Here is a 25,282-nt window from a genome sequence, read left to right on the forward strand (position 1 = left end):
GTGTTAATCAATAGTAGCCTGGCCCCTTTGGGGGCAAGTTGCATTGTCGAGGTTGTCCAACCTTTAAGGCAATGAACAATGAACACCGTATATCTTATAGGGGCGAAGTAAATTTATTTTTCTTACTTCAGCAACTGCAACAAGGCAGCGAACCGGCCTTTGCCAAAATTTACGATCAATTCAGCAGGCAATTATACCGTAACATACTACGTATGGTCAACGACGAAGATATTGCACAAGAAATCCTACAAGACCTTTTTTTAACGGTATGGGTTAAGCGCGCCAAACTTGACCCTAATAAATCATTCACGCCATTTCTATATAAAGTCGCCAAAGATATGATTTATGATCATTATCGGAAGGTGGCCAACAATAAACGCATTATCGATCATTTGATCATCACTACGGTAGATCATGTCACTAATGCAGAAGATTCCATAATCGACCGAGAAATGTACGACCTCCTTATGCGCGCAATAGAGCATTTACCTGCGCAACGGAAACAAGTTTTCAAGCTGTGCAAGTTTGAGGGTAAGAGCTACCAGGAAGTAGGTGAAATTTTAGGAATCTCACCCAACACCATTCGCAATCAAATCGTTGCAGCCAATAAATCCGTAAAAGAATATTTTCTTTTAAATCATGATGTAGCAATACTTTTTATAGTAACTTCCTTGGCCCACTTGTTATAAAATGCCCTAAGTATAACTACTGAAATTATTATAAGCAATTTAGCTTGAGGACATTTCCTTTAAAGGCTTAGGCTATTTTGCCTCAATTGCTCGAAGTGATTTCGAATTGTGGATTGTACGCTATTATTTAAAATTAAAATGTAAAATTATTCAGGCTTTATACTGTCCACCGGATTGGCCCGCGCCGCTTTAATGGATTGAAAGCTTACGGTCAGCACTGCTATGGCGATAGCCGAAGCGCCCGATAGAACAAATGGCTGCCAGCCGATACCTATGCGGTAAGTGAAATCCTGCAGCCATTTATTCATCAAGAGCCAGGATACCGGGACGGCTATGAAGATAGCGATCGCCACCAGTTTGGCAAAATCCCCGGTTAGCATGCGGGTAATTCCGGCCACGCTGGCTCCTAACACTTTGCGTATACCGATTTCCTTGGCCCGGTTCTCGGCCATATAGGACGCCAGTCCGAATAAGCCTAAGCAGGAAATAAATATTGTCAGCCCGGCGAAGATAGCTGCCAGCTTACCTGTTTGCTGCTGATCATTAAATTTCTGCTGATACTCGCTATCGACAAAATGGTAGGTAAATGGATAGGCCGGGTTGTATTTCTTAAAAATATCCTCAGCCAGCTGCAGTGCATGCGCAGTACCCGTTTGACCATTCAAGCGGATGACCGTGTTATAGATCCATTTTTTGGTAGCTAAAACGATCATTGGTCCTGTATTCACATAAGGCGACTGGATAATAAAGTCTTTAAAGACACCTACAACTTTAATCGGTGATGTGCCATTTTTGATAAAGTTCCCCACCGGATCTTTTAGGCCGAGTTGCTTAACAGCAGTTTCATTAAGCATGCAGGACAAGCTGTCTGAAGGATAGGAGTTAAAGTCAATGTCACGTCCGTTGGTAAGCGTCAGCCCCATCGTTTTTATAAAATCGCCGGAAGTGCCGAACCTTGAAAAAGAAATATTTTGCTGGTCCTTGTTGCTACCGTCTATAGAAAACCCGCCGGAGGTCGCGCCGTCTACCGTCACATCCAAACTGGTCTGACACATCGCTGTAGCCACGCCCGAGACGATCAGGTCGTTTTTGATCAGCGCATAATTTTTGCGAATGTCTCCTTCTACCGGGACTTGAACCAAGTGATCGATATCATAACCGGTATCGCGGTTTTGTGCGTAATCGATCTGCCGGTAGATCACGATAGCTGAAATGACGAGGATGATGGATACTGAAAACTGGAGTACAACCAGCACTTTGCGCGGGTTAAAGGTTGTATTTGTAGTATGGCTACCTCCTTTTAAAGTCTTTACGGGCCGGAAGGCCGACAGAAAAAAGGCGGGATAACTACCTGCCAGCAAGCCGGTCAATAATATAAATCCAACGAAAGCAAGCCAGTACACGGGGTTTCCATAACTTATAAAAAGTTGCTTACCTGTCAGTTCGTTGAAAGCCGGTAGACCTAACTGGGCGATAAGCAAGGCCAGGAGGCCGGAAATGCTGGTCATTGCCAGTGATTCAGTCAGAAACTGGAAGACTAAGCTGGTCCGAACAGCACCCATCACTTTGCGCACCCCAACTTCTCTGGCCCGTTTTTGGCTTTGAGCAGTGCTCAGATTCATGAAATTGATACAGGCGATCAGCAGGATTAACGCAGCAATACCTAGTAAGAGATGAACAACCTCAATGCGGCCGCCCGCAGGCTGACCATTTTCGAACTTGCCGTAAAGATGCATCCTGCTGAACGGATAGAGAAAGACCTCGGTATGAGCACTTCCTGTTGGGTCGTGCTGTTTTGCAATTTCTTTGATCTTTTGGTTAAACCGGCCGATATCCGTACCGGGTTGTAGCTGCACATATGTGTAATAGCTATTGTTTCCCCAAGAGCCGTCGGTATAAAATTTTTCATTCGCTGCCAGCGATACCAGGTACTCAAAATCGAACTCGGTATTATTCGGCAGGTCTTTTAATATGCCCGTCACTTTGTACGCTTGCTTATTGTCGATCCGCACCAATTGATTTAAGGGATCGGTGTCCTTGAATATCTTTTTAGCCAATTGCTCGGTCAGGACAATACTATTGACGTCATCCAGCGCATGAGCCGCATTACCTTGCACCAGCGGGAAACTGAACATAGTCAAAAAAGCCTTGTCCACATCATTCCCCTTAGCTTTCAGCGAGGCATCCTTGTAATTGAATAACCTGTCAGTCGTCCAATAGATTCTGGCTGAATTTTTCACTTCCGGAAAACCCGCTTTTAATGCTTGCCCGACCGGCGAAGACGTTACATCAGAGGCGCCTATTCCTTCTTTGCTGATATAGCGGTTCCATACCTTACAGAGCGTTTTATTATTGGAATGGAAAGCGTCGTAACTGTATTCATTCTGTACCCATAACAAGTTAAGTATAGCGCCGGCCATACCGACAGCAAGACCTGTAATGTTGATGAATGAAAATACCTTTTTTGATTTTAGGTTTCGAAAGGCGAGCTTGATGTAATTTTTCAGCATAAATTCAGTATTGAACCACTCTCTATCTAAAAATATACCATTCATATAATTTACTGGCTATGAGGTCTTTATAATAAGGCTATTTAAATATGCTGTTCGAAAGCGAACGGTGGATGTGCGAAAATGGAACAATCTTTCTAGCATTTGAGAAGTTACCATAGGTGTGAAAAAAGAGTGATTGTGAGCAGGTATATAATAATATAAAATTTAATTATTGTTAATAGTCCTTTTTTATCCTTTATACGGTTTGTTGTTAAATTACGCCGCTCGTGGAAGATCAAGCTTACATAACAACCCTTTTCAATAAATACATCGCTGTTCAATGTTCTCCCGATGAGATCAAAGAACTGTTTAAATTACTGAACAAAAAGGAGAATGAAAAACTCTTTAACTTATTGATTGGTAACGAACTCTCTAAGGATACATTGGCACCGCTAAACGCCGAACAGGAAGACAAGGCTATCATCAATGTAAAATCAGTTCTCCTTAGCGAAATTCGCTCACAGGTCCCCTCAAAGGCTATTAAGATCAAATCCCCTTTTAGATCAAATAATACGTGGCTTAAAGTCGCCGCCTTGTGGTTGGTGATCGGATCGGCAACGATGTTTTTGTTATACCGGCATTTTAGTGATCGTTATGATGGTCAGATCAGGCGGCACACCCGACAATTAGTTACAAAAAACGGCCAGAGAAAATTTATCCAGTTATTTGATGGCACCAAAGTATGGCTTTCTCCTTCCAGTTCCCTGAATTATGCAGATCAGTTAATTAATAATTTCCGTGAAGTTTCGCTGGATGGGGAAGCCTTTTTTGAAGTAGCCAAGGATAAAAAACATCCTTTTATCATCCATAGTGGCCGGATGCAGACACAAGTAGTCGGCACCTCTTTCAATGTAAAATCCTACAGCAAACAGAATATTTATAACGTTACCGTAGTTACGGGTATCGTAAGGGTGTCCATGTTATCAGCCAAAAAGGAGAAGCTGTCTGAAGTGATTTTAAAACCGAAAGAACAGGCCGTTTTTAATAATTTGCAAGCGACATTATCCGACAAATCAGTAACAACTTTTGCCCCGGTAGTAAAAAAGCGCGACGGTATTTTAAGTTATGACGGCATCCCTGTGCCGGAAGTCGTCGCGGACTTCAGGCGGTATTATAATCAATCTATTGAACTTGAAAACAAGTCGGCAACCTGCCTTTGCTACGGGGAATTTGATACATCGAAGCCGATAGATATTGTACTGAGGCAGTTAGCAGCGGCCGTCGGCGCGACCGTCCGCCAAACAGACAAGGGATATTTTTTAGAGGGGGGCTGTAGTGACAGATAGAAGACAAAGTGTAATAAAGGCTGCCGCTTCAGGTAGTCACTAAACCAAATTTTCAACGAACAAACTTAACTGCAAAAAAAATGAAAAATTGCTTTACGGGAATGGTATTGCCCTTTTTGTGGCTCATTCGACAATCACCGCCGCCAATCCATCATCTTAAATTATGGATCATTTTCTCACTTAACCCTATTAATTAAAACTATGCTCAAAAATTTACGCTCCAAATTAAAATACAGCTCCTTTGTATTGACCGTTGCCTCAACGTGCTTTTTGAACTGTGCCCTGGCAACAGAAATAGCCCGATCACAAGATTTAGATAAGCGCATTTCAATAGATGTAGAAAAGAAAACATTAAAAGAAACGCTCGACCAAATTTCAAAACAGGCTCACGTTAATATTATATACAGCAATGCCAAAGGCATCCTGAAAAATCCGGTCACTATCCACGCCAAAGATCAGCAGGTTAGTAAGGTGCTGACTGACTTATTATCGCCGCTCACCCTTACCTATGAAGTTATAGGCGATCAAATTGTAGTAAAATTCGATAAAACGAGTTCGCGGTCTCCCTCGCAGGAGCAAACTGAAAAGCACCGTCTTCCTGTAAAAGGTAGAGTTACTAACACTAATGGTTCACCTTTGCCTGGGGCAACTATTAAAATTAAGAATGGGCCAGCTTTGGCAACAACCGATAGCAACGGTGAATTTGAAATCCACAATGTTGCTGACAGTACTGTTTTACAAGTCTCTTTTATCGGGTATTTAACCAAAGAGATTGTTATTACAAATACGAATTATCTGACAATTACGCTTGAAAATGGCAGCAATCAGCTTAATGAGGTGTCTGTAGTTTCTACTGGTTATCAGACTATTCCCAAAGAAAGAGCGACGGGCTCTTTTGCACAACCGATAAAAGCTATGTTCAATGATCGGGTTTCGACAGATATATTTTCTAAACTTAATGGCATAACAAGTGGGTTAGTATTCAATTCAAATACTACCGCAGCACAAAATGGGCAACTTGACATTAACATAAGAGGCAGAAGTACAATCTTTGCAAATGATCAACCGTTAATAGTAATTGACAATTTTCCTTATAATGGTGATATCAATAACATAAATCCAAATGATGTTGAGGATGTTACCGTATTAAAAGACGCTGCCGCTGCAAGTATATGGGGCGTTAGAGCGGGCAATGGTGTAATTGTCATTAGAACCAAAAAAGGCAAGTTAGCTCAACCTCTGAGAATTGGTTTTAATGCAAGCATTACAGCTTTTGATAAACCTAATTTAGCTTACAATCCTAATCAGCTTAATTCCTCATCATATGTTGATCTTGAAACGTATTTATTTAAACAAGGATATTATGACGCAAATTTAAATGACGTAACTAACTACCCTGTTATTTCGCCTGCTGTTGAATTACTTACGGCACAACGCAACGGTACAATATCAGCCAGTAGTCTTAACACACAATTAAGCGCTTTAAAAAATTTAAATGTTAATGACCAGATTGGAAAGTACCTATTACATAATGCCAACAACCAACAATATGGTTTAAATTTCTCGGGTGGCTCAAGTAAAGCAACTTACTTTTTTTCCAGTGGATATGATTATAATTTGCCAAGTGCAAAAGATAATTCATATCAAAGAATTACGCTCAACTCACAAAATACATTTAAACCAATTGCCAATTTAGAAATCAGCGTGGGTTTGAATGTTGTGAAGGGGCGCAACCAGACAGATAATACACTAAGCAATACTTTAAACCACGTATTTCCATATTCACAAATCGCAGATGCAGGCGGGCAACCACGACCTATATCTTACGGTTATAGGGATAGCTATGTCCAAGCAGCGCCCAGTAATGGCTTTTTAGACTGGTCTTACAGTCCTTTAAAGGATTTAGGCGCAGCTAATAACATCACAACAATTACGGATACCCGGCTCACAAGTGGAATAAAATATACGTTCATTGAGGGATTGAGTGGAGAAATTAAATATCAATATGAAAGAACAAATATCCAAAATAGGGACTTCGAAAGTCAGGATACTTATTACACCCGTAATTTAATCAATCAATTCGCCATCCAATCCAACGGTCAGGTGACTGGTTATAATATTCCGTTAGGCGGGATTTCAGGTTTAGGAAATACAAATATAATTTCCAACAATTTACGTGGTCAGTTAAACTATAACAGGAGTTGGAAGAATAGTACTATAGCGGCCTTAGTAGGGTATGAGTTTTCACAAGTTAGTTCTGCAAGTAACGGATCGTCATTATACGGTTATAATGACGACAACGCTACATTTGTAAACGTCAATACAACTACTTTTTATAATATTAACCCTTCCGGTAATACGACTACAATAAACAATGGAATTAATATTGGCGGCACCTTAGACCGAATACGATCTTCGTTTGCAAACCTTGCTTATTCCTATAAGGACAAATATACGCTGTCAGGAAGTGCCCGGATAGATGGGTCGAATTATTTTGGTGTTGCGACAAACCAAAAAAGTCTTCCGCTTTGGTCGGCTGGTGGTAAATGGGATATTAACAAAGAAAATTTCTATAACATAAGCTGGCTGCCAACTTTAGATTTTAGGGCTACGTATGGCTTTAACGGTAATTTAGACCGATCAGTAACTGGAGTTACAACCTTATTGTATCAAAGCAACGCACTTTACACTAATCTTCCATATGCAACTATATTAAATATAGGTAATCCTGACTTATCATGGGAAAAAACTGCTATAACAAATTTAGGGATTGATTTCTCGTCAAAGAAAAACATCATATCGGGAAGTTTAGAATTTTATTTTAAGAAAGAAACTGACGTGTTGGGGTATAAGACATTTCCTAATAACGCAGGCATCCTTTCATTGGAAGGAAATTACTCTGATATGAGCGGACACGGATTTGATGTAACGCTTACATCGCAAAATCTTTCTGGCAGACTTAAATGGTCAACAACTGTTTTGGTTAGCCACGCGACCGATAAGGTCACTCGTTATGACCTTGCACCTCTTGCTTCACAACTTGTTGGTGCTGACGGAAATGGAACTGTCGCCGTTCCCAATCTGGGAAAACCAGTATTTGGTTTATATAGTTACAAATATGTGGGATTGAACCCTTCTACAGGTAATCCTATTGGCTATGTAAATGGGGTGAAAAGTGAAGATTATGATGCTATTATTAACAATTCATCAGTAAGCGACCTTGTATATTTTGGGCCTGCACGACCTACTTACTTTGGTGGTTTAAATAATCACTTCTCCTACAAAGGCTTCGATCTAAATGTTCAGATCAATTATAAATTAGGCTACTATTTCAGAAAGCCAACAACTAATTATTCCCAAATAATATCTAATGGGAGTGCCTATCTAATTGTGAACCAGGACTACAATAAGAGGTGGATGAAATCTGGTGATGAAAAAACGACAAATATTCCATCGTTGATTTATCCTTTTTCGAGCACACGTGACCAGTTCTATCAGGGTTCTGATATCAATGTGGAGAAAGGTGATCATATCCGGCTTCAGGATATTAGTTTGAGTTACAACTTTAACCGATCAGTTTATCCAAAGCTACCATTCTCAAATTTGCAACTATTCATGTATGCTAATAACATCGGCATCTTATGGAAAGCCAATCAAAGTGGTCTTGATCCAGATGCTGTACCCGGTGGAAATGACAGAACTACAACCCCTAATCCGCGTTCGATTGCTTTTGGTATAAAAGGCAATTTTTAGTTATCAATTTAAGAAATGTAAAAACAATCACTTTAGAAAAATTATGAAAAAATTAAAAATATATGTTTGGTACATCATTCTTATTTCAATGGCCTGTTTCAATTCTTGTAAGAAGGATTGGCTTGATGCCAAACCTAACAAGGCTCTTGTCGTACCCACTTCTATTGCTGATTATCAGACGTTGTTAGATAATGTAACACAAATGAATGCCAACGCACCTGGATTAGGTGTGGTTAGCGACGACAACTTTCGACTTACCGACGCCACTTATCTTGGAATAAGTGAGCAAGAAAGGAATGCTTATATATGGGGGCCGACGGAAAACTTTTATGGTAGTGATGGTAATGGAGACTGGTATTATGCCTATTCAAGAATTTTGGATGATAATGTTGTTTTAGATGGCATTAAATCCTTAACGGTTAATTCCGGCTCGCAAACTGCATTTAACAATGTAAACGGTTCGGCATTATTTTACCGGAGCCTCGACTTGTACAATCTTGCTCAAGAGTTTTGCAAGCCATATCAAAATCCATCTGCCGGAACGGATTTAGGATTGCCCTTGAGGTTGTATTCAAACGTTAATTTGAGCGTTAAACAATCTTCCGTTAAGCAAACCTATGATCAGTTAATTGGTGATTTATTAAAGGCTGCGCCATTATTGCCTGTTACTCCCTTGTATCCTACACGACCGTCTAAAACAGCAGTTTATGCGTTATTGTCACGAGTGTATTTAGCACAAGAAAATTATACCAAAGCGTTGGCGTATGCCGATTCCAGCTTGCAACTACAAAATACTTTGATAGATTTTAATCAGTTAACAAAAGCTGCAAGCAATCCAATAACTCGATTTAATAAAGAAGTGATTTTTCATTATACATTATCTGGTTATTTGGCCTTTAGAACAAACAGATTAATTGTTGATAATCAGTTATACCAATCATTCAACTCAAATGATTTAAGGAAATCAATTTATTTCACAACAGTATCAGGAAATATTTCATTTAAGGGAAGTTATAATGGCAACCTTAGCTTTTTTGGGGGGTTAGCGACTGATGAAATGTATTTAAACCGAGCCGAATGTTATGCCCGAACCGGCAATTCACTTGCTGCAATGAACGATTTGAATGCCTTGTTAAAAACACGATGGCAGACAGGTACCTATACCAATATGACGGCAGCAAATGCTAATGCTGCTTTATCACTAATCTTAACGGAACGAAGGAAAGAACTATGTTTTCGAGCCATTAGGTGGACTGATTTGAGGCGGCTCAACCACGATTCACGGTTCCAAGTTACAATATCTCGAACTGTGAATGGGCAAAACTATACACTGCCTGTAAATTCTCCAAGATATGTGTTGCCTTTAGATGAAAAAGAAATTGTGACAGGTGGATTAATTCAAAATCAACGCTAATAATTAAGTGATGAAAGAAACTACAAAGAAAATTATAACAGCCTTAGGTATTCTGGTAACGTCCATAGGAACTAATTCAGTTAATGCACAAACAAACGAAATATTGGTTGGGCATCAAATGCCCGAGGTAAAGATGAACAGCGTGCTAAATTATAAAAATGCTGATGTTAATATTTCAGACTTTAAAGGGAAACTTCTCATTTTAGATTTTTGGGCTACATATTGTGCTCCGTGCGTAAGCATGTTTGGACGAACTGACTCATTGCAAAAAATATTTAATGGTAAAATTCAATTCCTTTCTGTAACTAAAGAGCCAGCGAGAAAAGTACAGCCGTTTTTAGATCGAATGTATCGTATGAACAAAATCAAACCTATTTCAGTGGTGGGAGATACGATTTTAAGCAGATATTTTTATTATGCAAGCATACCTTATTATGTGTGGATAAACTCAAACGGCAAAGTTATCGCAACGACCGATGCAGATGAAATCACCGCGGAAAATATAGAATCAGTTATTAACGGCAAATCAGCTTCTTTTGAGAACCGACGTGATATACGAAGAAAAGCAATCGATTATACAAAATCGTTATTCGTGGTTAGCGATAATTTTGTGTTAAAAGATTCCAGTCGTAAAAGAGAGGTATTACAACGGCCTGATATACTTTCCTATTCAATTGCAACCCGATGGATTGACAATGCGCAAGGTGGATTTTCTTTTGATCCAGATCATTTTAATGGTTTCAATGTATCTATTGACTATTTATATCGCATGTCTTATGACTTATACTACTACGCTTCAGCCATTCCGGGGGCATTCGATTCTCAAACTACACATGTTTTTGAAATGCCTGATTCATTGTTAAATAAAATTACTGTTCCCGATAATTCACCAATCAATGGTAACTCGGCTAAAACAATTGAATGGGGCAAAAAATACGGTGCCTCCTATGAAATTGTTTTTCCAAAAGGTATTTCTTGGAAAGAAAAAATAAAACAAATAAAGAGTGATTTGGATCGATATTTTGCAATTCCAATGGGTTTTGAGGTAGTAGTAGAAAAACGGACAGATACTAATACAACAGCATTAAAGATTTTGAATGGTAGCAAATTATCAACAGTAGGTGGTCGAAGCTTTGAGAAACACGATCGATATTTTTATAGTCAACAGAATGAACCGCTTGCCACTTTAATAAGAACAATGAACTCGTATTTTCTTCAGGGGGCAAAAACGACCATAGTCAATAAAACAAATTTTGAGAAAAAGGTCGATTTACAGCTTAATTGTGATATGACAAACTTAAACGAAGTAAATAAAGAACTTTTGAAATTTGGATTAAGTTTAATAAAGGAACCAACTGCAATTGACGTGCTAGTTTTTAAGGGGAAATAAAAGTGGTACATACAATCAATTAAGACAGACAAGAGTGCCTGCCTTAATTGATTGAAATTTTCAGTTGGTAAAAATACCAGATGTTGAGCTGCCTGAAACCAGAGAAGGTGATCCGGCATCTGTAGGTGTTTGTCCTTCACCAGGCACATTGGTTGTGCTCCATTGGGCGCTACACTGTTTTGTAGTGCTTGATGAACAAAGATCAACATCGTTATCAATGAACACAAAGTCGGCAGGGCTTGTACTTGCATTGTGATCTGCTCTTTGATTGTAATACCTTGCGGTGGTTGACGTTGCCTTATGAGCGTTTGTGAACGAACTGAAGCCGATTGCCATTGCACCTACCATTAGGCCAAGGGCTATTTGTTTAAAATTTTTCATTTTTGTTGTTTCTTGAAGATATTTATAAAGTTTATTAGCCGGAGGGCAAGTATAGCCAATAGTATAAATGCGAGATTGAACCATACATGCTGCGACCAACTTAATTTTTCAATGGCACCACCGCAAAGGCATGGGAGCACAGGTTCCCATATCATTGCACTTAAAATATAACCGGTAAATAAGATCATTACACCGATGAAGGCGATTAGCCCTTGTTTAGCGGTTTGGGGGATCAGCAATAATAAAGAAACAATTATTTCGATTATCGGCACTAACCAGGAAATGTATAAGGCATAGCCATTTATGATATGCACTCTTGTCAGACCCTTTAAAAAACGGTCATGATCAACTATTTTGGCGTGTGCGGTATATACAAATAGGAAGATGCAAACTAAACGAATGAGTATTGGCAATCTCACCTTTGTTGTTTCCGAAAACTGAAAGTTTGGTTTCCTCAAAATTATAATGTCCATATTGCGTGTGTGTGTTGTCCATCTTTAAATAAGGTGACGTTTGCCACCTGCAGGTACGTAGCCTGCGGCTTTTATCTGTTTACTGTTTGTCACTACTGTCCTTTCTTTTTTGTATTACCTGTTTTAATCAGGTAAGCGGTTAATTGTGTTGTTTTAGGGGCTGCAGGGCTCTATAACAATGAATTAAATTTACAACAGGTGGTTGAAAATCCCCCTACACCTATGTGGTGAAATGATTTAACAATGGTTAACCAAAAAGTTAACATGGGTGATGCTCTGAACGGCGGGATGTTAAGGATGGCCGTTTTCCTTTATAAGACGGCTTAATGATTGGGGCGCAATATCGATATAAGAGGCAATAATTTTTTTTGTGATCTTCAGTTCTATCTGAGGATAGTTCTTAAGCAATTGCTGGTATCTCTCCCAGGCGGATAAACTAACCAGGTCGTGACTTCTCTTGGCAAAATAGGCGCTGTAATGGGAAGTCATACGAATGGTAAATACTTCCGCATAGGGGAATAATCTATAGAGCTCTTCAAGTTGCGGACGAGAGATAAATAATAATTGGCTGCCTGCCATTACCTCTACATTCAGGCCCGAAGGCGAATTTTCAAAAAATCCGGATGGGTCGGTAAATATCGAAAGTTCATCCCAAATAATAACCGTGCGCTCCTGGCCATCAGAAGGATCATTATAATAGCCCCTCGCTATACCTTTTACTAAAAAATAAATATAGCCTGCTTCCTGGCCCTCACTTAATAACAGTTGATTCCGGGCGTGAAAGCTATATTTGATGATCGAGTCCAGATAGTCAGTTAGCATTTGGCGCTCTGCGTCATCTCCCAATTCAGATGGAAGATTTTTAAGACCAAATAGACGTTCATATAATCTTTTTGCTGCCATAACAATATTGTCAGATCAAAGCCATTGCGCTTGCACTTTAAAATGCTACTTTAAAATTACCTGCTGCGCTCATTTGTGTAAATGCTTAAATCGGGTATTTGATATACTTATTTCGGGGTAGTTTTCATGACAAATCGCCCCGAATTGCTCAATTACGATGATTTTGTAATTTGTAGATCAATGCTGACCTGCTTTTTACATTGGTTTTCCTATAAGCGTTTTGAATATGTTTTTTTACGGTATTTTCAGAAATTGCCATGACATCTGCGATTTCTTTATTGCTTAATCCTTTGTATATATACTGAATGATGAGAATTTCTGTCCTGGTTAGATCAAAATGAAGGCAATTAGCCTGGAAAAGATATGGAGTGGTTCCTCCAATAGTTATCGCGTTTTCCTGTAAATATTCCAGCATAGCCCGCCTTGCCGATTTAAAAAAGAAAATTGTAGTTATAATCAAAAAACCAACATTGGCGCATAAAGTCTGTGCTAACTGGCCCACTTCAAACCGCGCCAAAACCGTGATCATTACCCACGGCAATACCGCACAATAAACCATAATTTCTTCGGTGTAAAAATGATCGTCCCGGTTGCATTGATACCGTTTTCTTATTGCGGAAAGAATTACCCAGAGCAGCACAAGTGAATAGGCGAAAGGAACAATCACCCCATAGCGGATATCTTTTCTTAAATCTCCGTTAAGCATATACAAGATGACAAAGAATAAGAGGTAAGGCATTATTAAGAAAGACGGAACACCGTAGATAACGTGTTTTCGCAATGCTTTTAAATCAAATTCTTTATAAAAATAAAATGGGAAGTAAGAACCCATCAGAAATGACATGCCATAGGCAATCATGTTTTGTGCGGCTATGGGGACATGGATACCCGGGTCTGGGAAAAGACCGTTAGTGACATTGTAAACCACCAATAGTAACAGGAGCAAAACATACCAGCCGCGGTGCCTGTCCTTTAACCTGTAAAAATACCTGGCCAACTGCCAGATAAACATGCAAAATTCCAACACGGTGAAACAAAGGGTGACAATGTGCATCTGTGTTCCGGGGATAAGCATAGGTCGTATAATTAGCTGCTTCCATATTTTAAGGGGTAAAGCAAAGCTTTAATCCCTTCGTTTATCTTTACAAGCCGCACTATTGTCCCACCATCAAATTAACATGCCAATCATCCGGAATAAACAATACGATTGCTCAAACTCTTCCGATCAGCCGACCAGCTTTAATTATACATAGAAGTACAAATACCCACAGCCCCCCTGACACCTTAATTAACCATACTTCCATTTTCCAAACAGATGTGTGTAAGGCTCAATTAAGCAGAGGTTAAATCAAAGCACTAAATTAACTAATGTTTAAAATAAGTGTTGGTACTCCTAATAAGAATATCGCCCGAATTTTTGCCATTCTATCCCGAAAAATAGGAGAATTTAGGCCTTATGCCGATCTGATTAAGATCTTATCAGATAAGTCTTGATAATTAATTTTAAATTGTCTTTATAAATTAACTGACTTTCCTTATATGAGGAAATTAAAAAATGTCCCTTTAGTAGTTGCGCTTACCTTATGGGCATTTAATTTAATCCGCAATTAGCATTCGAATGGTATCCTCCAATTTACCCTTTCTATCCCGAAAAAAGACCGTTTTGTAGTAGCAGCTCTTTATTAAAATCGGTTAACCATTCTTTTGAGCTTAATAAATGACTTATTGACTTACGTCGTTTCACGGCGATTATTAAGCTACCATCATGAAATTAAAATTGATGAATATTGCTCTTTGCAGAACACCTGTGTTCAATCATGATGCTACGTTGGCAGAAAAATGGGATGAACTTAAAATACTTATTCAGGATTCTTCACCGGTTTTTTATCAGTTGATCAAATCAATTGACGCAGTCGGTCTAAATAACCTTGATGATAAGATAAAATATACGATTTGGAAATATTATAATCGGGCCAAATATAGGGCCACACCATTTGGTGCCTTTGCGGCTATTTCGCTTATTCCGGTTTTAGATGAGCCGCAAATGCCCATTATTTTAAATGCGGCTCTATTAATTCATGAATTTAAGGATTGGAAAGATGCCGAGGATCTAACCGTCAACAGCGTGACGCAGGTGAGAACCTCGCGGTGGTTCGTGGCTAATTCAACAACATATCTTGTCGGCCAGGAAATCCGTTATATCCGCTTAAGAAATGGTTTGTTTGAAATTGCGGCGGTCACCGTTTTCCCCCAATTGCAAGCCATATTGGATCTCTGCCGTGTAAAAACTTCGCCTGAAGCGATATATGAAAACATGATAAAGGAGTTCAAAATAAAAAAAAATCAAACCATGCAACTGCTCGTGCAAATGGTATCACTTCAATTGTTGTTGACAGATAGATCCATCAATGTTACCGGCGAAGATTATTTTCAAAGGCTAAACAATGCGGATGTAAAATCTGCCCCTCCATATCTTATCGCTGAACGAAAACCTATTACCGGTGGCCTGAATAAAAAAAGACTTCAGGAAGTGCAGGAATGGATCAGTTTTCTAACTCGGCACCTGCCCGATGCGAAAAGCCGGGAATTAAATAAATTCCGGGAAGCTTTTTTAAACAAATTTGAACACCGGGCCGTCCCGTTGATGACGGCTATGGATTTGGAAACGGGGATTGGTTATGGAGATCTTGGAGGACATGAAACTGATTACGAATTGGCGAGCTGGTTAAAAAACACCGATCCGGATGAAAAAAAAGAACTGCAAATTTCTTACACAGGACTGCACCAGTATTTATTGGATCAATTAATAAAGGGCACGCCTATTCAACTGGAGGAACTGATTAGCAACCATACGGTTTCTACACTTCCATTACCTAATACCTTAAGTGTTCTTTTCCATCTTTGGCGAGGCCAGACGGTCATTGAGAACATGGGCGGTTGTACAGCCAATGCGCTGTTAGGCCGTTTTACGATAGCAAGTGAGGAACTTGAAAACTTTGGCCGGCAGATCGCTGCCGCTGAAGAAAATGCTAATCCCGATATTCTTTTTTTTGATGTGGCTTATCAAATGGAAAAGGAGGTAGATAATGTTAACAGGAGAAAGCGGCTTTATCAGTTTGAATTGCCAATTTTAACATGGTCATGCGATTCCGCCCCCCTTAATTTCGATGATATACTGGTTACCGTAAGGGGGGCGGATATCATTCTTTGGTCAAAAAAACACCAGAAAAGAATGGTTCCACGCATTCCCTCCGCCTACAATTACACCCGTTCAGACCTTGCAGTGTTCCGGTTCCTTTGTGATCTGCAGCACCAGGGTATCAAGTCTGACCTGAATTTTAAATTGTATTATCTGTTTCCAAATTTGAGCCACTATCCCCGTGTAAGCTATAAAAATGTAATTGTTTCCCCTGAAAGCTGGCTGTTGCCGGACAGCCTTCTAAAAGCAGTCAAATCCGAAAACATACATAAGGGAAAGAACATGCTGTGCAAATGGCTACAACAGGAGTGTATTCATTTTCTTTTCAAAGCGGGTCATAGTGATCAGACTTTATGCTTTGATTGTAGTAAGGATGCGGATGTTTGTGCTTTTTTATCCTATTGCCGTCAGCATAGCCAGGAAGCTATTTATATTACGGAAGCACTAGTTTCTGATTACGATGTGTTAACAATAAGTCCTGAAAAGCGCCATGTCGCACAGTTCGTGGTAAATTATACGCATGACAATCAGGTTTATGCTTCTCATGCATTAACCGTGGCCAAAGACAACGATCAAACAGATCGGGTAATTTCACCTGGTCAGGATTGGTTGTACTTCGAAATTTATTGCCACCGGGCACGGGCAAATAGCATCTTGGTTGATCGTGTAACCCTGCTACTTAAGGCAAATAAAGGTAATATTCGTAAATGGTTTTTTATCAGGTACGAAGATCCGCTACCCCATATTCGTTTGAGGTTACAACTGAAAGATTTTACAGAAGGTTACCGGCTCATATCAAATCTGAAATCGTTGCTGGACCATGATCTTAAGAGTAGTTTGGTTTCGGATATACAGATCAAAACCTATGTACGTGAAACAGATCGATACGGATCTGACCGGATAGAACTGGTCGAGAAATTGTTTTTTCACGATAGTGAATTTGTTTTGACCCAATTAGCAACTAAAAAGAATACTGACGAGTTTTATGCTTCGGCCCTGTTAACGATGCAACATATTGTTGCTATCGTTTTTAACGGTATTAATGAACAAATCCTTTTCGTTAAGCAAATGGCCGATACCTTTAGCAAAGAGCTAAACATGAATGCGGTGAGCTTTAAAAAAATGAATCAGCGTTATAAGGATATAAATAACAACGTAAATATTGAAAATAAGATTTCCAATATATTACCCAACCGGCTTGAGGCGGCTTATACCAGGGTTTTCAAAGCCTGTAATCCTGTTGATCGCAGTCGTTTACTGGCCGATTTGTTTCACATGCATATTAATCGCTCATTCAATGCAGACCAGCGTAGCCATGAAGCCATACTATATCAATATCTGCTAAAGCTTTTAATGACCCGACGGGCGCTTGCAACGGTGGCAAAAACATAAATAACAACTAAAAGGTATAATTAAGTGATACAAGGAAATATCTTTGCAATAGTTGAAACAGGTTCTGTGAGAGAATAAAATTATCACTTTCATTAAATGCAATAGTCTTTGCGTTTAGTATATTTTTGCCGCTTATTCCCAGTGCCCATTTTTGCTTAGGGTTTCTATAACCCAACTTCATATCTAAGAAATTAGCACTTGTATTGGTTCCTGTTGAACTCCATCTATAGTTGTTTCCAATAATCTTCAGATTAAAAAATTCTAAAAATTTCAAATTGGCGCTGATGTCATATTTAAACAAATTATTGACTACCTTCCCGGTTTTGAGGGTAAGGGATGAGTTATTATAGGCGGCGCCAGCCTGAAAATTTACAGGAATGTCAAATGCGGTATTAATAGCTGTTGAGGCAGAAATTGTATTTAAAATATTGCTTTGCAACGCTTCGTTATTTATAATCGAGTTGATTTTCATCCTCGTCTTAGATACTACAACTCTCCAATTGCTTTGCAACAGCCGAATGTATTTATCCGACTGGAACCTATTATAGAAAAAGTAAGAACCTGCGATTCCTGGTAGGTAAGTATTCACTAATAACTGGTTATATATCGATGTTTCCGTTATATAGGGTGATTTTTCCAAATGGAGGCTACTCGTAAAATTCATGATCCATTGATTGTTGGAATTAGAATACCTGTACCTGAAAGATAAATCTTGTTGTAAATTATTGTTAAGTTTTCCAATCCCCTTTGACGCACTTAAATAGTCCGAAATGATTACATTAGGGTAAATATCAGTTACGGTGGAACTGACATTGTTTTGTTCATAAGATATTGTAAAGGTATTATAAGCATCTGATTTGTATTTAAACGATATTTTTGGAAGAAAAAAATAAGCTTCTAAATGATCGGATGCTGACCCTGACAAGTTGTGGTTTAATAAATTTCTGAATGCCCTGAAACCATAGTTCAATTCGAGCCTTTTCCAAGTAATTACATCGCGCGCTTCTATAAATAGATCCAGATCATTTAGCGACACTTTGTTCAAAGATTGAAGGGGAGTAATTTCGGCATCAAATGTTCCAAAATAATAGGAATTTAATTTGGAAGTGTTTTGATCCACATTTGCGCTTACAAAATAGGTATGATTTTTATAGGTTGCTAAAAACTTTAATATTGCTTCATACCTTTGAGCATAAATTCCAGCATTTTGCTGGATGTTCCAGGTAACCGGAATGTCGTTTAAATAAGAAAATCGGTTTGTATCCTGCTTCTGATATAAATCATTTTTATAGCTTAAATATGCCCCCTCAAATATTACAGCCTTGTTTGCAGACACCCTGTTTGTATAAATAATTCTGTTATTAACATTTATGTTTTTTTCAAATGCACTTCCATTGACTAACCCACTTTGATTACCCGAAGCGACCGGATATAGTTCAAGGTTAAATAAAAAATCAGGCGAATTTATTTCTGAGGATATGTTATAAGTTAAGGTTGAAGAATCAGTCAACTGATAACTTAATTTCAGGTTCGAATTGATAGTCTGCGGCTTAAAATTGTAAAGGCTTCGTTCGGATATAGTATAAGCGGAATCTGGGAAAAGATATTGGGTATTTTTACTCAAGGATAATTTTTGATTGTCCGTATTTAAAAAAGAGTAGAAATTAGCTTTAAACTTATTTGAAAAAGTATAATTAAACTGGAGCCCTTCAGTGAATGCCTTATTGATCACATACCGGTTTTTTCCTACATCAAGGTCGACCGGCAATTTGTCATTAAATGGATTACGTACACCAAACGTCTGTTCGTTTGGCGAATAGTTATTTCCATTATTATTACTGAGATTGTACTGTATATCTGCCACAGCTTCGTCTCCCGTATTATTGATATTTCCAAGCAACGCCACCTTCGCCTTTTTATAAAAGGAGAAAATATTAAGGGATGAGTTGTACCTGTTATCAGTTCCAACACCGATTTCAGTGTCTCCAAAAAAAGTTGCCTTGGCGTCTTTCTTAAGTTTTAGATTTAACACTACTTTATCTGAACGACTGATCCCCTTTAATAGTTTTTCGTCGTTATAATTGTCAAGCGCCTCTATACTTTCTACCAGATTAGCTGATACATTTTTTGATAAAACAGTGTAGTTTTTTGAAAAAAAATCGTCTCCCTCTACTAGTATCTTATCAATATTTTTCCCTTGAAAAGAAATCATCCCATTGTCGGAAACTGACATCCCGGGAAGTTTTCTCAAAATGTCTTCAAGTTTACGCTCTGTGCCATCTACATACTGAGAAATACGATATTGGGTACTATCGTTTGACTGCTTAAAGCCATTGGGTTTTGCCTTGATGATAACTTCATTTAAAGAAATCTGTTGCGGCGTAAGAATGACATCCATTGTGACTTTTTGCCTATTAGCAACAGTTAATGAAACCTCTTTTTTTAAATAACCTAATATACTATAAGTCAAAGATAAGTCCACGCATCTATCGGCCTGTTTCACCGTGACAGCGTACTGTCCGTTTTGATCAGAAGAAGTAAATGAAACTATGGTAGAATCTTTACAGGGTAAAATAACTGAAACCGTTACACCTTCTAAGGGCGAACCACCAACCTTTGTGATATGACCAGATATGACAATATCCTGAGCTTGACTGTTAGCGGTAAGCAATCCGCAAAAAACAGGTAAATAGAATAAAATAAGAAATTTTTTATTTGTAAATCTCAATGGTTTCTGCAAAATTGATTTTAACAGTTACTGGCCCACCATCTGTGCCCGCCGCGGCTTCCATATTTGCTTTTGTGAACCGATACTGATCATCTTTTTTCTTCTTTTCTAATAGGATAAATTCAGATTTACGCATTCCCTTTTGATCTAACACTTTTGCATTTAACAATTTTGAAGCATTTAAAAAGGGTATATTCAAATCTCTTAAGGAAAACTTGAATTTCCGGCTTGTATCTTCCGCTGCTAAAATTAGACCCGGAAGTCCATATAACTTCCACGGGCCCATGCTGACAGGAATATCAGGGGCAAACCAGGCTATCCACTTACGGCCTAAGTAATCGGCTTCAGCCCTGATTACTTTGAATTTTCCTATATTTTTCTTTTCTGATTTAATGCTCCATTGTATGGTTTCAATTTTGTCATCAACAACATAAAAACTTTTCATGTTGTAAATTGGCATCCTTGATTTAATACTTTTGTTGACATAATCCATTCGATAGATTGAGCCTGTTGTATCATTTACATTTACAGGATATTTTGTGCGCATGTAGCCTACATCACCGCCGCCGGATCGGATGTTAATGGTGGAATCGGGAAGAAGTTGGCGATATAAAGAGACCCTACCATCAAAATAAAGCCATGCTTTAGCATATAGATCGTCTTTAAACATTTCATCCTTTGGTGTTCCCTTTTGAGAGTGGTTGATTATAGCATCGTAAACGACGCGGCCTGTCTGGCATTTGACAGTAATGGGAAGGATCAAAGATAGTACTGTTGCACAAAAAAGAGTTCTCATGATAATTAAGGTTGTTTGCAAGCATTTAAATCTTGTCATCATCGAATGTTGTTTTAAAGTATCAAACCTTGCCTAAATCGACGATTTTAAATAAGTAGTAATAGCTATTAAGCGCAACCAGCATCACACATTGCCCCGGCTTTCGCACAGGAAGATGCAGTCGCAGAAACAGTTGTCCCATCTGCACAGGTAACTGTTAAAGAGCATTCAACTAAGTTCTTTTTCTTTGTATTATGAGAAGGGTTACTGTGTTTTATTCCATTTTCTGCATGAGAGAATGTCAAAGCACCAACAGCAAGAGCAAGGGTTAAAATTAATTTTTTCATGTTTGTAATTTTTTAATTGATTAAATAAATATGAAATAGGCAAGATTTGATCGTACTAAAAGGGGTTATAGGCTGAAAATCGTTATTCAAGGAATGTCAGGAATAACGCCTTCTTCAATAAATTAAAGGTAATACATGCATTTAATAACGGTTAATATTTGGATGCCATTCTAGCCCGAATTATACCCTTTCTGTACCGAAAAAGCCCGGTTTTTTAACTTATTTTATAATTAGTATCATTTACGTGCTTATTACGGATAATAATTCACGCATTAATTGGCGAATACGTATAATTGTTGATTGCCGAACAATTGACCAATTGTTATATTGGGAAAATGCATTATAAGCGATTAATGCATTGTACATAGAGTTATATACGGAATAAAAAGTATATAAGAAACTAATATGAGTAGGCACTTATTTGTATTAAGCGAAGGAAAAGTCATTTATACTTACCAGCTGGTTTGTTATGCACCTCTAACATTTGAAGAGGGATACTGAGACGCAATATGAAATGATTGGCATCGCTGGTTTGCCAAACAAGATCTACAGCATCCCCATAGGTATACCTCAATCTCTTTTCGATATTATTCAAACCACTACCGCCGCCTTTTTTCGATGGATTGTAATCGATAAGATTGTCCGTCACGACGTGAAGTGCTTGATTTTTAACAAAAATTTCAATAACTGCCTCATGCTTTGGTACATTCAGGTTACCATGCTTAAAAACATTTTCCATGAGAGTCAATAATACCAGTGGAATTAAATAAATCTGCCTTACTTCATCGGTATAGCTTAATCTGAATCCCAATGCATGGTTATTCCTCATCTGGTTTAAATAAAGCAAATTTTCTGCCTGATCTATTTCATCTCCCAAAAGGATATAATCACCCATTTTATCCGCGTCGACCGCAAATCGCATCATTTCCGTTAAAATAATTACTGCATTAGCAGCAATTGGTGACGATGCATCTATATTATGATAAATAGTGTCCAGGGTATTAAATAAAAAATGCGGATTGATCTGCGCTTTTAAAAAGGCATTCTCTGCTTTTATGAGTTCCTGTTCTGATTTTTGATTATTGATTATATCGTTCAAATGTTGTGTTTCTAATTCACTGGTTTTTTTCCGTTCCTTGATATAAGTAATTAGAAAATAATACCCCGTCGCAAAACCTAAAAAATAAAGACATCTGTATGATATTTTTAGACAGTAGTGAAAGTTGAGGTGGAACTGTTCCTCAGCCGCCATAATGTGCCAGAACATTAATGATTTGTCTATAGCGTAAGAAACGAGGATAAAGCATGTAACTTCAAGAAATAATATAAACGGTATCCGCCAAAAAACAGCCTTTCTTTCTTTTAATGCCCAAGGAAATAACAAATCGCCATGCAAGTAAAAAAGAAAAAGATTAACAGTATAATGCGCAATATAAGTGATCGGATGGCCGAAAATATTAAAAACTAAACCAATAACCACGGTTTCATAAAAGATGAATAAAGCCCAAATAAGCAAGTGCAATTTGTACTTTTGAAACCATTTTTGAATATTCTTTTTCATGCTAAAGACCTCTTTTAAATAGAAATAACACCGTTCTGTATAACATGATCTCGTACGCGTATTTTTTCCCCTAAGTTTCAAGAAAAAATATCATGAAACACAAACATTTAAAAATCATCGACACTACACTTTTTGTGTACAGAACGAAAGTAAACTCCAAACAGCCGACAGAAACAGATCCGCCGACAGAGCCAACCACCTCGATGATTACCCTTACCAAAACGGGAATCTTCCAAGCCGGCCGATTAAATTAATTGGGGTTCTTAAGGACAGGGTGCTAACGCTTGCGCCCTGTCTTTATTAATTTCTCCGCTAAAAAAACAGAAAAATCTTTACGGTAATATTCTCCAACGGTTATCTGAAGGCCATTTACCATTTTTATGGTATTCCCATCTATGGAATCAATATGAATTTTTCCAATAATAAAGCTCCGCTGGAATTGCACAAAGTTCTGCAATTGATTTAAAATTTTAGAAATTTCTGTCAGAGACATGTAAGTAAGTACCTTTTTCCTTAATGTATGGATCAGCACATAGTTCTGCTTGCTTTCAACCGCAACTACTTCTGCATAATTGATCTTTATGATTTTTAGATGCTCCTCCTTATTTTTAACAAAGAAAAAATCATCGGGAGGATTGATAGGTATTTTGCCTTCTTCATGCGCCGGAAAGAATTTTGCTACTGTGCCAGCGAATTTAGCAAATGTAAAGGGCTTCAGTAAGTAGGCATCGCCATCGGCTTCATAAGCCTCAAAACCATATTCTTTATACGCTGTAGAAAAAATTAGTTTCTTGGTCTTTTTTCTAATTTCTTTACATAAGTCGATTCCCGTTATTTTCGGCATGTGAATATCCAAAAGGATCAGATCAACCATGTGGCCGTTACAAATCTCTAATAAGGCCTGTAAAGGATCGGTGTAGCATTTAACCAGTTGCAGGGTTGGTATGGCATTGATATAGTTTTTAAGCCAATCGACAGCAAATTGCTCGTCATCAATAATGATACATTCAAATTTTTTCATATCAGATATATTTATGAGAATTAGATGGTCAAAGGACTGGTAGGATCATCACCAGAAAAAAATGAAGGAATGCATCATGGCATTTCTTTAATGAATATTAAGTCCCGATAAAGAAAATCTGCCATTGTATGGAGAAAATCAGCCTCTTTAACCAACAAATAGGGATTTAATCATTATTACGTTTAATTTTAAATAACAGGTATTTTAAAGTAATAAATCAACAGGGTGGTAGAAAATCGAGTTAGTATTTAATAGCTTTAATGATTTTATAAACAAGGTTTGAAAGCATTGGTGCTGAAGATTAATACGCAAGGAGGAGCCTAGGAAAGTACGTGATTACGAAATTATTTTACAAAGCGTTCGTACTGAAATTTATTGGTTTACGTATATATAAATTATTACTTATTTTGTTTCTTATCAGAATTACTCTCTGAAAAACAAACCTGTATTTTATAGAAATCGTTAATAAGAGTTGTATGATAAACTGTGTCATAATAGATGATGAACAATTTTCCGTAGAAGCGATAAAAAAATATATTGCTTTGGTTCCAAGGTTAAATATCGTTGATATTTATACTGACCCCCAGACGGCTTTAGAAAAGGTTAGTGGTGATAATAAGATCGATATAATTTTTATGGATATTGACATGCCAAATATGTCGGGTTTGGAATTGGCGCGGGCCTTAAGATCAAAAACCCACAAACTTATCTTCACCACGGCTCATTCCAAATACGCTTTTGATGCATTCGAGGCTGAAGGTGATGCCTATTTACTGAAGCCCTTTACGTTTGGCAAGTTCACGACAACTATCAATCGCTTTTTCCCCAGCGAGCCAGCGGTAAAGCAGTCAGAAATAAACCGGGAACCAAATAGAGAGGATAATTATTTTTTGGTTAAAAATAAGGAAGAAGATCTTCGAATTGTTAAGGTAATGTACAACGATGTGATAGCATTTGAAAGCTCCCACAATTACATTAAAATACATCTTACAAGCAACAAAATGTTAACTGCTTACTTAACTATCAAAGATGTTATGGAATTACTCGGTGCCAGGGAAGGCTTCCAGCAATTCCATAGAGCTTTTATTATATCAACTGCTTATGTTGATTATATAGACGGCAATACGATCAAAATGTGTAATAAACTCACTTTCACGGTAGGTGAAAGTTACAGGGAGCCTTTCGTCAACTATCTATCGAACAAGCTATTTAAAACATCAAGAAAAAGATCATGAGTCTTACACTTACCTCTAATCAGGTAGTTATGCGCTTATATTAGCGCTTAAAATCTTCGGTTTAGCTCACAAAGTTGATTCATGACTAATTTGGTTAGCAACAAACTTTATATAATTTCATTGGCGACGATTTTACATTGAAACAGAGGGTTGTTTATTCGTTAATGGAATTAAAATAGATAT

Annotated in this window: 18 protein-coding genes; 7 read left to right on the plus strand and 11 right to left on the minus strand. The window is 38.0% G+C overall.

Features of this window, described 5'->3' with window-relative positions; translation table 11 throughout:
* Positions 1-71 precede the first annotated feature (71 nt).
* Positions 72-689, plus strand: coding sequence for an RNA polymerase sigma factor (locus tag BLS59_RS27035; protein ID WP_091155536.1), 618 nt, complete (start codon positions 72-74; stop codon positions 687-689).
* A gap of 146 nt (positions 690-835) precedes the next feature.
* Here the strand turns inward: BLS59_RS27035 and BLS59_RS27040 are convergent, their stop codons facing one another.
* A complete protein-coding gene (locus tag BLS59_RS27040) occupies positions 836-3,244 on the minus strand; it encodes an ABC transporter permease (RefSeq protein WP_205411365.1) in 2,409 nt (802 codons plus the stop codon).
* Positions 3,245-3,468: 224 nt separating this feature from the next.
* On the opposite strand from BLS59_RS27040, the gene BLS59_RS27045 reads away from it, so the two are divergent.
* The 4 genes from BLS59_RS27045 (at position 3,469) to BLS59_RS27060 (ending at position 11,084) form a co-directional block, all read left to right on the plus strand.
* Positions 3,469-4,527, plus strand: a complete 1,059-nt coding sequence (locus BLS59_RS27045; RefSeq protein WP_091155539.1) for a FecR family protein — start codon at positions 3,469-3,471, stop codon at positions 4,525-4,527.
* A 201-nt stretch (positions 4,528-4,728) separates the two neighbouring features.
* Entirely contained in the window at positions 4,729-8,280 is a 3,552-nt protein-coding gene (locus BLS59_RS27050; RefSeq protein ID WP_091155543.1) for a SusC/RagA family TonB-linked outer membrane protein, read from the plus strand.
* 43 nt (positions 8,281-8,323) lie between these two features.
* Positions 8,324-9,694: a RagB/SusD family nutrient uptake outer membrane protein gene (locus BLS59_RS27055; RefSeq protein ID WP_091155546.1), complete on the plus strand. Its 1,371-nt coding sequence runs from the start codon at positions 8,324-8,326 to the stop codon at positions 9,692-9,694.
* A gap of 10 nt (positions 9,695-9,704) precedes the next feature.
* Positions 9,705-11,084, plus strand: a complete 1,380-nt coding sequence (locus tag BLS59_RS27060; RefSeq protein ID WP_091155550.1) for a TlpA family protein disulfide reductase — start codon at positions 9,705-9,707, stop codon at positions 11,082-11,084.
* Positions 11,085-11,144: 60 nt separating this feature from the next.
* Here the strand turns inward: BLS59_RS27060 and BLS59_RS27065 are convergent, their stop codons facing one another.
* The 5 genes from BLS59_RS27065 to BLS59_RS32335 form a co-directional block, all read right to left on the minus strand.
* On the minus strand, positions 11,145-11,465 hold the full coding sequence (locus BLS59_RS27065; RefSeq protein ID WP_091155552.1) for a hypothetical protein: 321 nt from the start codon (positions 11,463-11,465) through the stop codon (positions 11,145-11,147).
* Positions 11,462-11,938 carry a MauE/DoxX family redox-associated membrane protein gene (locus BLS59_RS27070; protein ID WP_091155555.1) on the minus strand — a complete coding sequence of 159 codons (477 nt, stop codon included), beginning with the start codon at positions 11,936-11,938 and terminating at the stop codon, positions 11,462-11,464. Before BLS59_RS27070 ends, BLS59_RS27065 begins: the two co-directional genes overlap by 4 nt.
* 291 nt (positions 11,939-12,229) lie before the next feature.
* The gene (locus BLS59_RS27075) at positions 12,230-12,841 is read right to left on the minus strand and encodes a Crp/Fnr family transcriptional regulator (protein ID WP_091155558.1); all 612 of its coding nucleotides are present in this window, start codon (positions 12,839-12,841) and stop codon (positions 12,230-12,232) included.
* 148 nt (positions 12,842-12,989) lie between these two features.
* A complete protein-coding gene (locus tag BLS59_RS27080; protein ID WP_240315351.1) occupies positions 12,990-13,700 on the minus strand; it encodes a response regulator transcription factor in 711 nt (236 codons plus the stop codon).
* 49 nt (positions 13,701-13,749) lie between these two features.
* Positions 13,750-13,941, minus strand: coding sequence for a hypothetical protein (locus BLS59_RS32335; RefSeq protein ID WP_240315352.1), 192 nt, complete (start codon positions 13,939-13,941; stop codon positions 13,750-13,752).
* A gap of 665 nt (positions 13,942-14,606) precedes the next feature.
* On the opposite strand from BLS59_RS32335, the gene BLS59_RS27085 reads away from it, so the two are divergent.
* Positions 14,607-17,432 (plus strand): lantibiotic dehydratase, encoded by a 2,826-nt coding sequence (locus BLS59_RS27085; protein ID WP_091155565.1) that lies wholly within the window; start codon positions 14,607-14,609, stop codon positions 17,430-17,432.
* A 7-nt stretch (positions 17,433-17,439) separates the two neighbouring features.
* Here the strand turns inward: BLS59_RS27085 and BLS59_RS27090 are convergent, their stop codons facing one another.
* The 5 genes from BLS59_RS27090 to BLS59_RS27105 all read right to left on the minus strand — a co-directional run bounded on the left by BLS59_RS27090 (position 17,440) and on the right by BLS59_RS27105 (position 23,864).
* Positions 17,440-20,160, minus strand: coding sequence for a carboxypeptidase-like regulatory domain-containing protein (locus BLS59_RS27090; RefSeq protein WP_162842787.1), 2,721 nt, complete (start codon positions 20,158-20,160; stop codon positions 17,440-17,442).
* On the minus strand, positions 20,144-20,956 hold the full coding sequence (locus BLS59_RS27095) for a GLPGLI family protein (protein WP_205411366.1): 813 nt from the start codon (positions 20,954-20,956) through the stop codon (positions 20,144-20,146). The genes BLS59_RS27090 and BLS59_RS27095 overlap by 17 nt, the downstream gene beginning before the upstream one ends.
* Before the next feature lie 107 nt (positions 20,957-21,063).
* Complete coding sequence (locus tag BLS59_RS31390) at positions 21,064-21,282, minus strand: hypothetical protein (protein WP_143014252.1); 219 nt, start codon at positions 21,280-21,282, stop codon at positions 21,064-21,066.
* A gap of 442 nt (positions 21,283-21,724) precedes the next feature.
* Positions 21,725-22,843, minus strand: a complete 1,119-nt coding sequence (locus BLS59_RS27100; RefSeq protein WP_091155577.1) for a sensor histidine kinase — start codon at positions 22,841-22,843, stop codon at positions 21,725-21,727.
* A 277-nt stretch (positions 22,844-23,120) separates the two neighbouring features.
* Positions 23,121-23,864: a LytR/AlgR family response regulator transcription factor gene (locus tag BLS59_RS27105; RefSeq protein ID WP_091155580.1), complete on the minus strand. Its 744-nt coding sequence runs from the start codon at positions 23,862-23,864 to the stop codon at positions 23,121-23,123.
* A gap of 476 nt (positions 23,865-24,340) precedes the next feature.
* On the opposite strand from BLS59_RS27105, the gene BLS59_RS27110 reads away from it, so the two are divergent.
* Positions 24,341-25,099 (plus strand): LytR/AlgR family response regulator transcription factor, encoded by a 759-nt coding sequence (locus BLS59_RS27110; RefSeq protein WP_091155583.1) that lies wholly within the window; start codon positions 24,341-24,343, stop codon positions 25,097-25,099.
* Positions 25,100-25,282 lie beyond the last annotated feature (183 nt).

The sequence above is a fragment of the Mucilaginibacter pineti genome, from assembly GCF_900101875.1.
Lineage (GTDB): Bacteria > Bacteroidota > Bacteroidia > Sphingobacteriales > Sphingobacteriaceae > Mucilaginibacter > Mucilaginibacter pineti.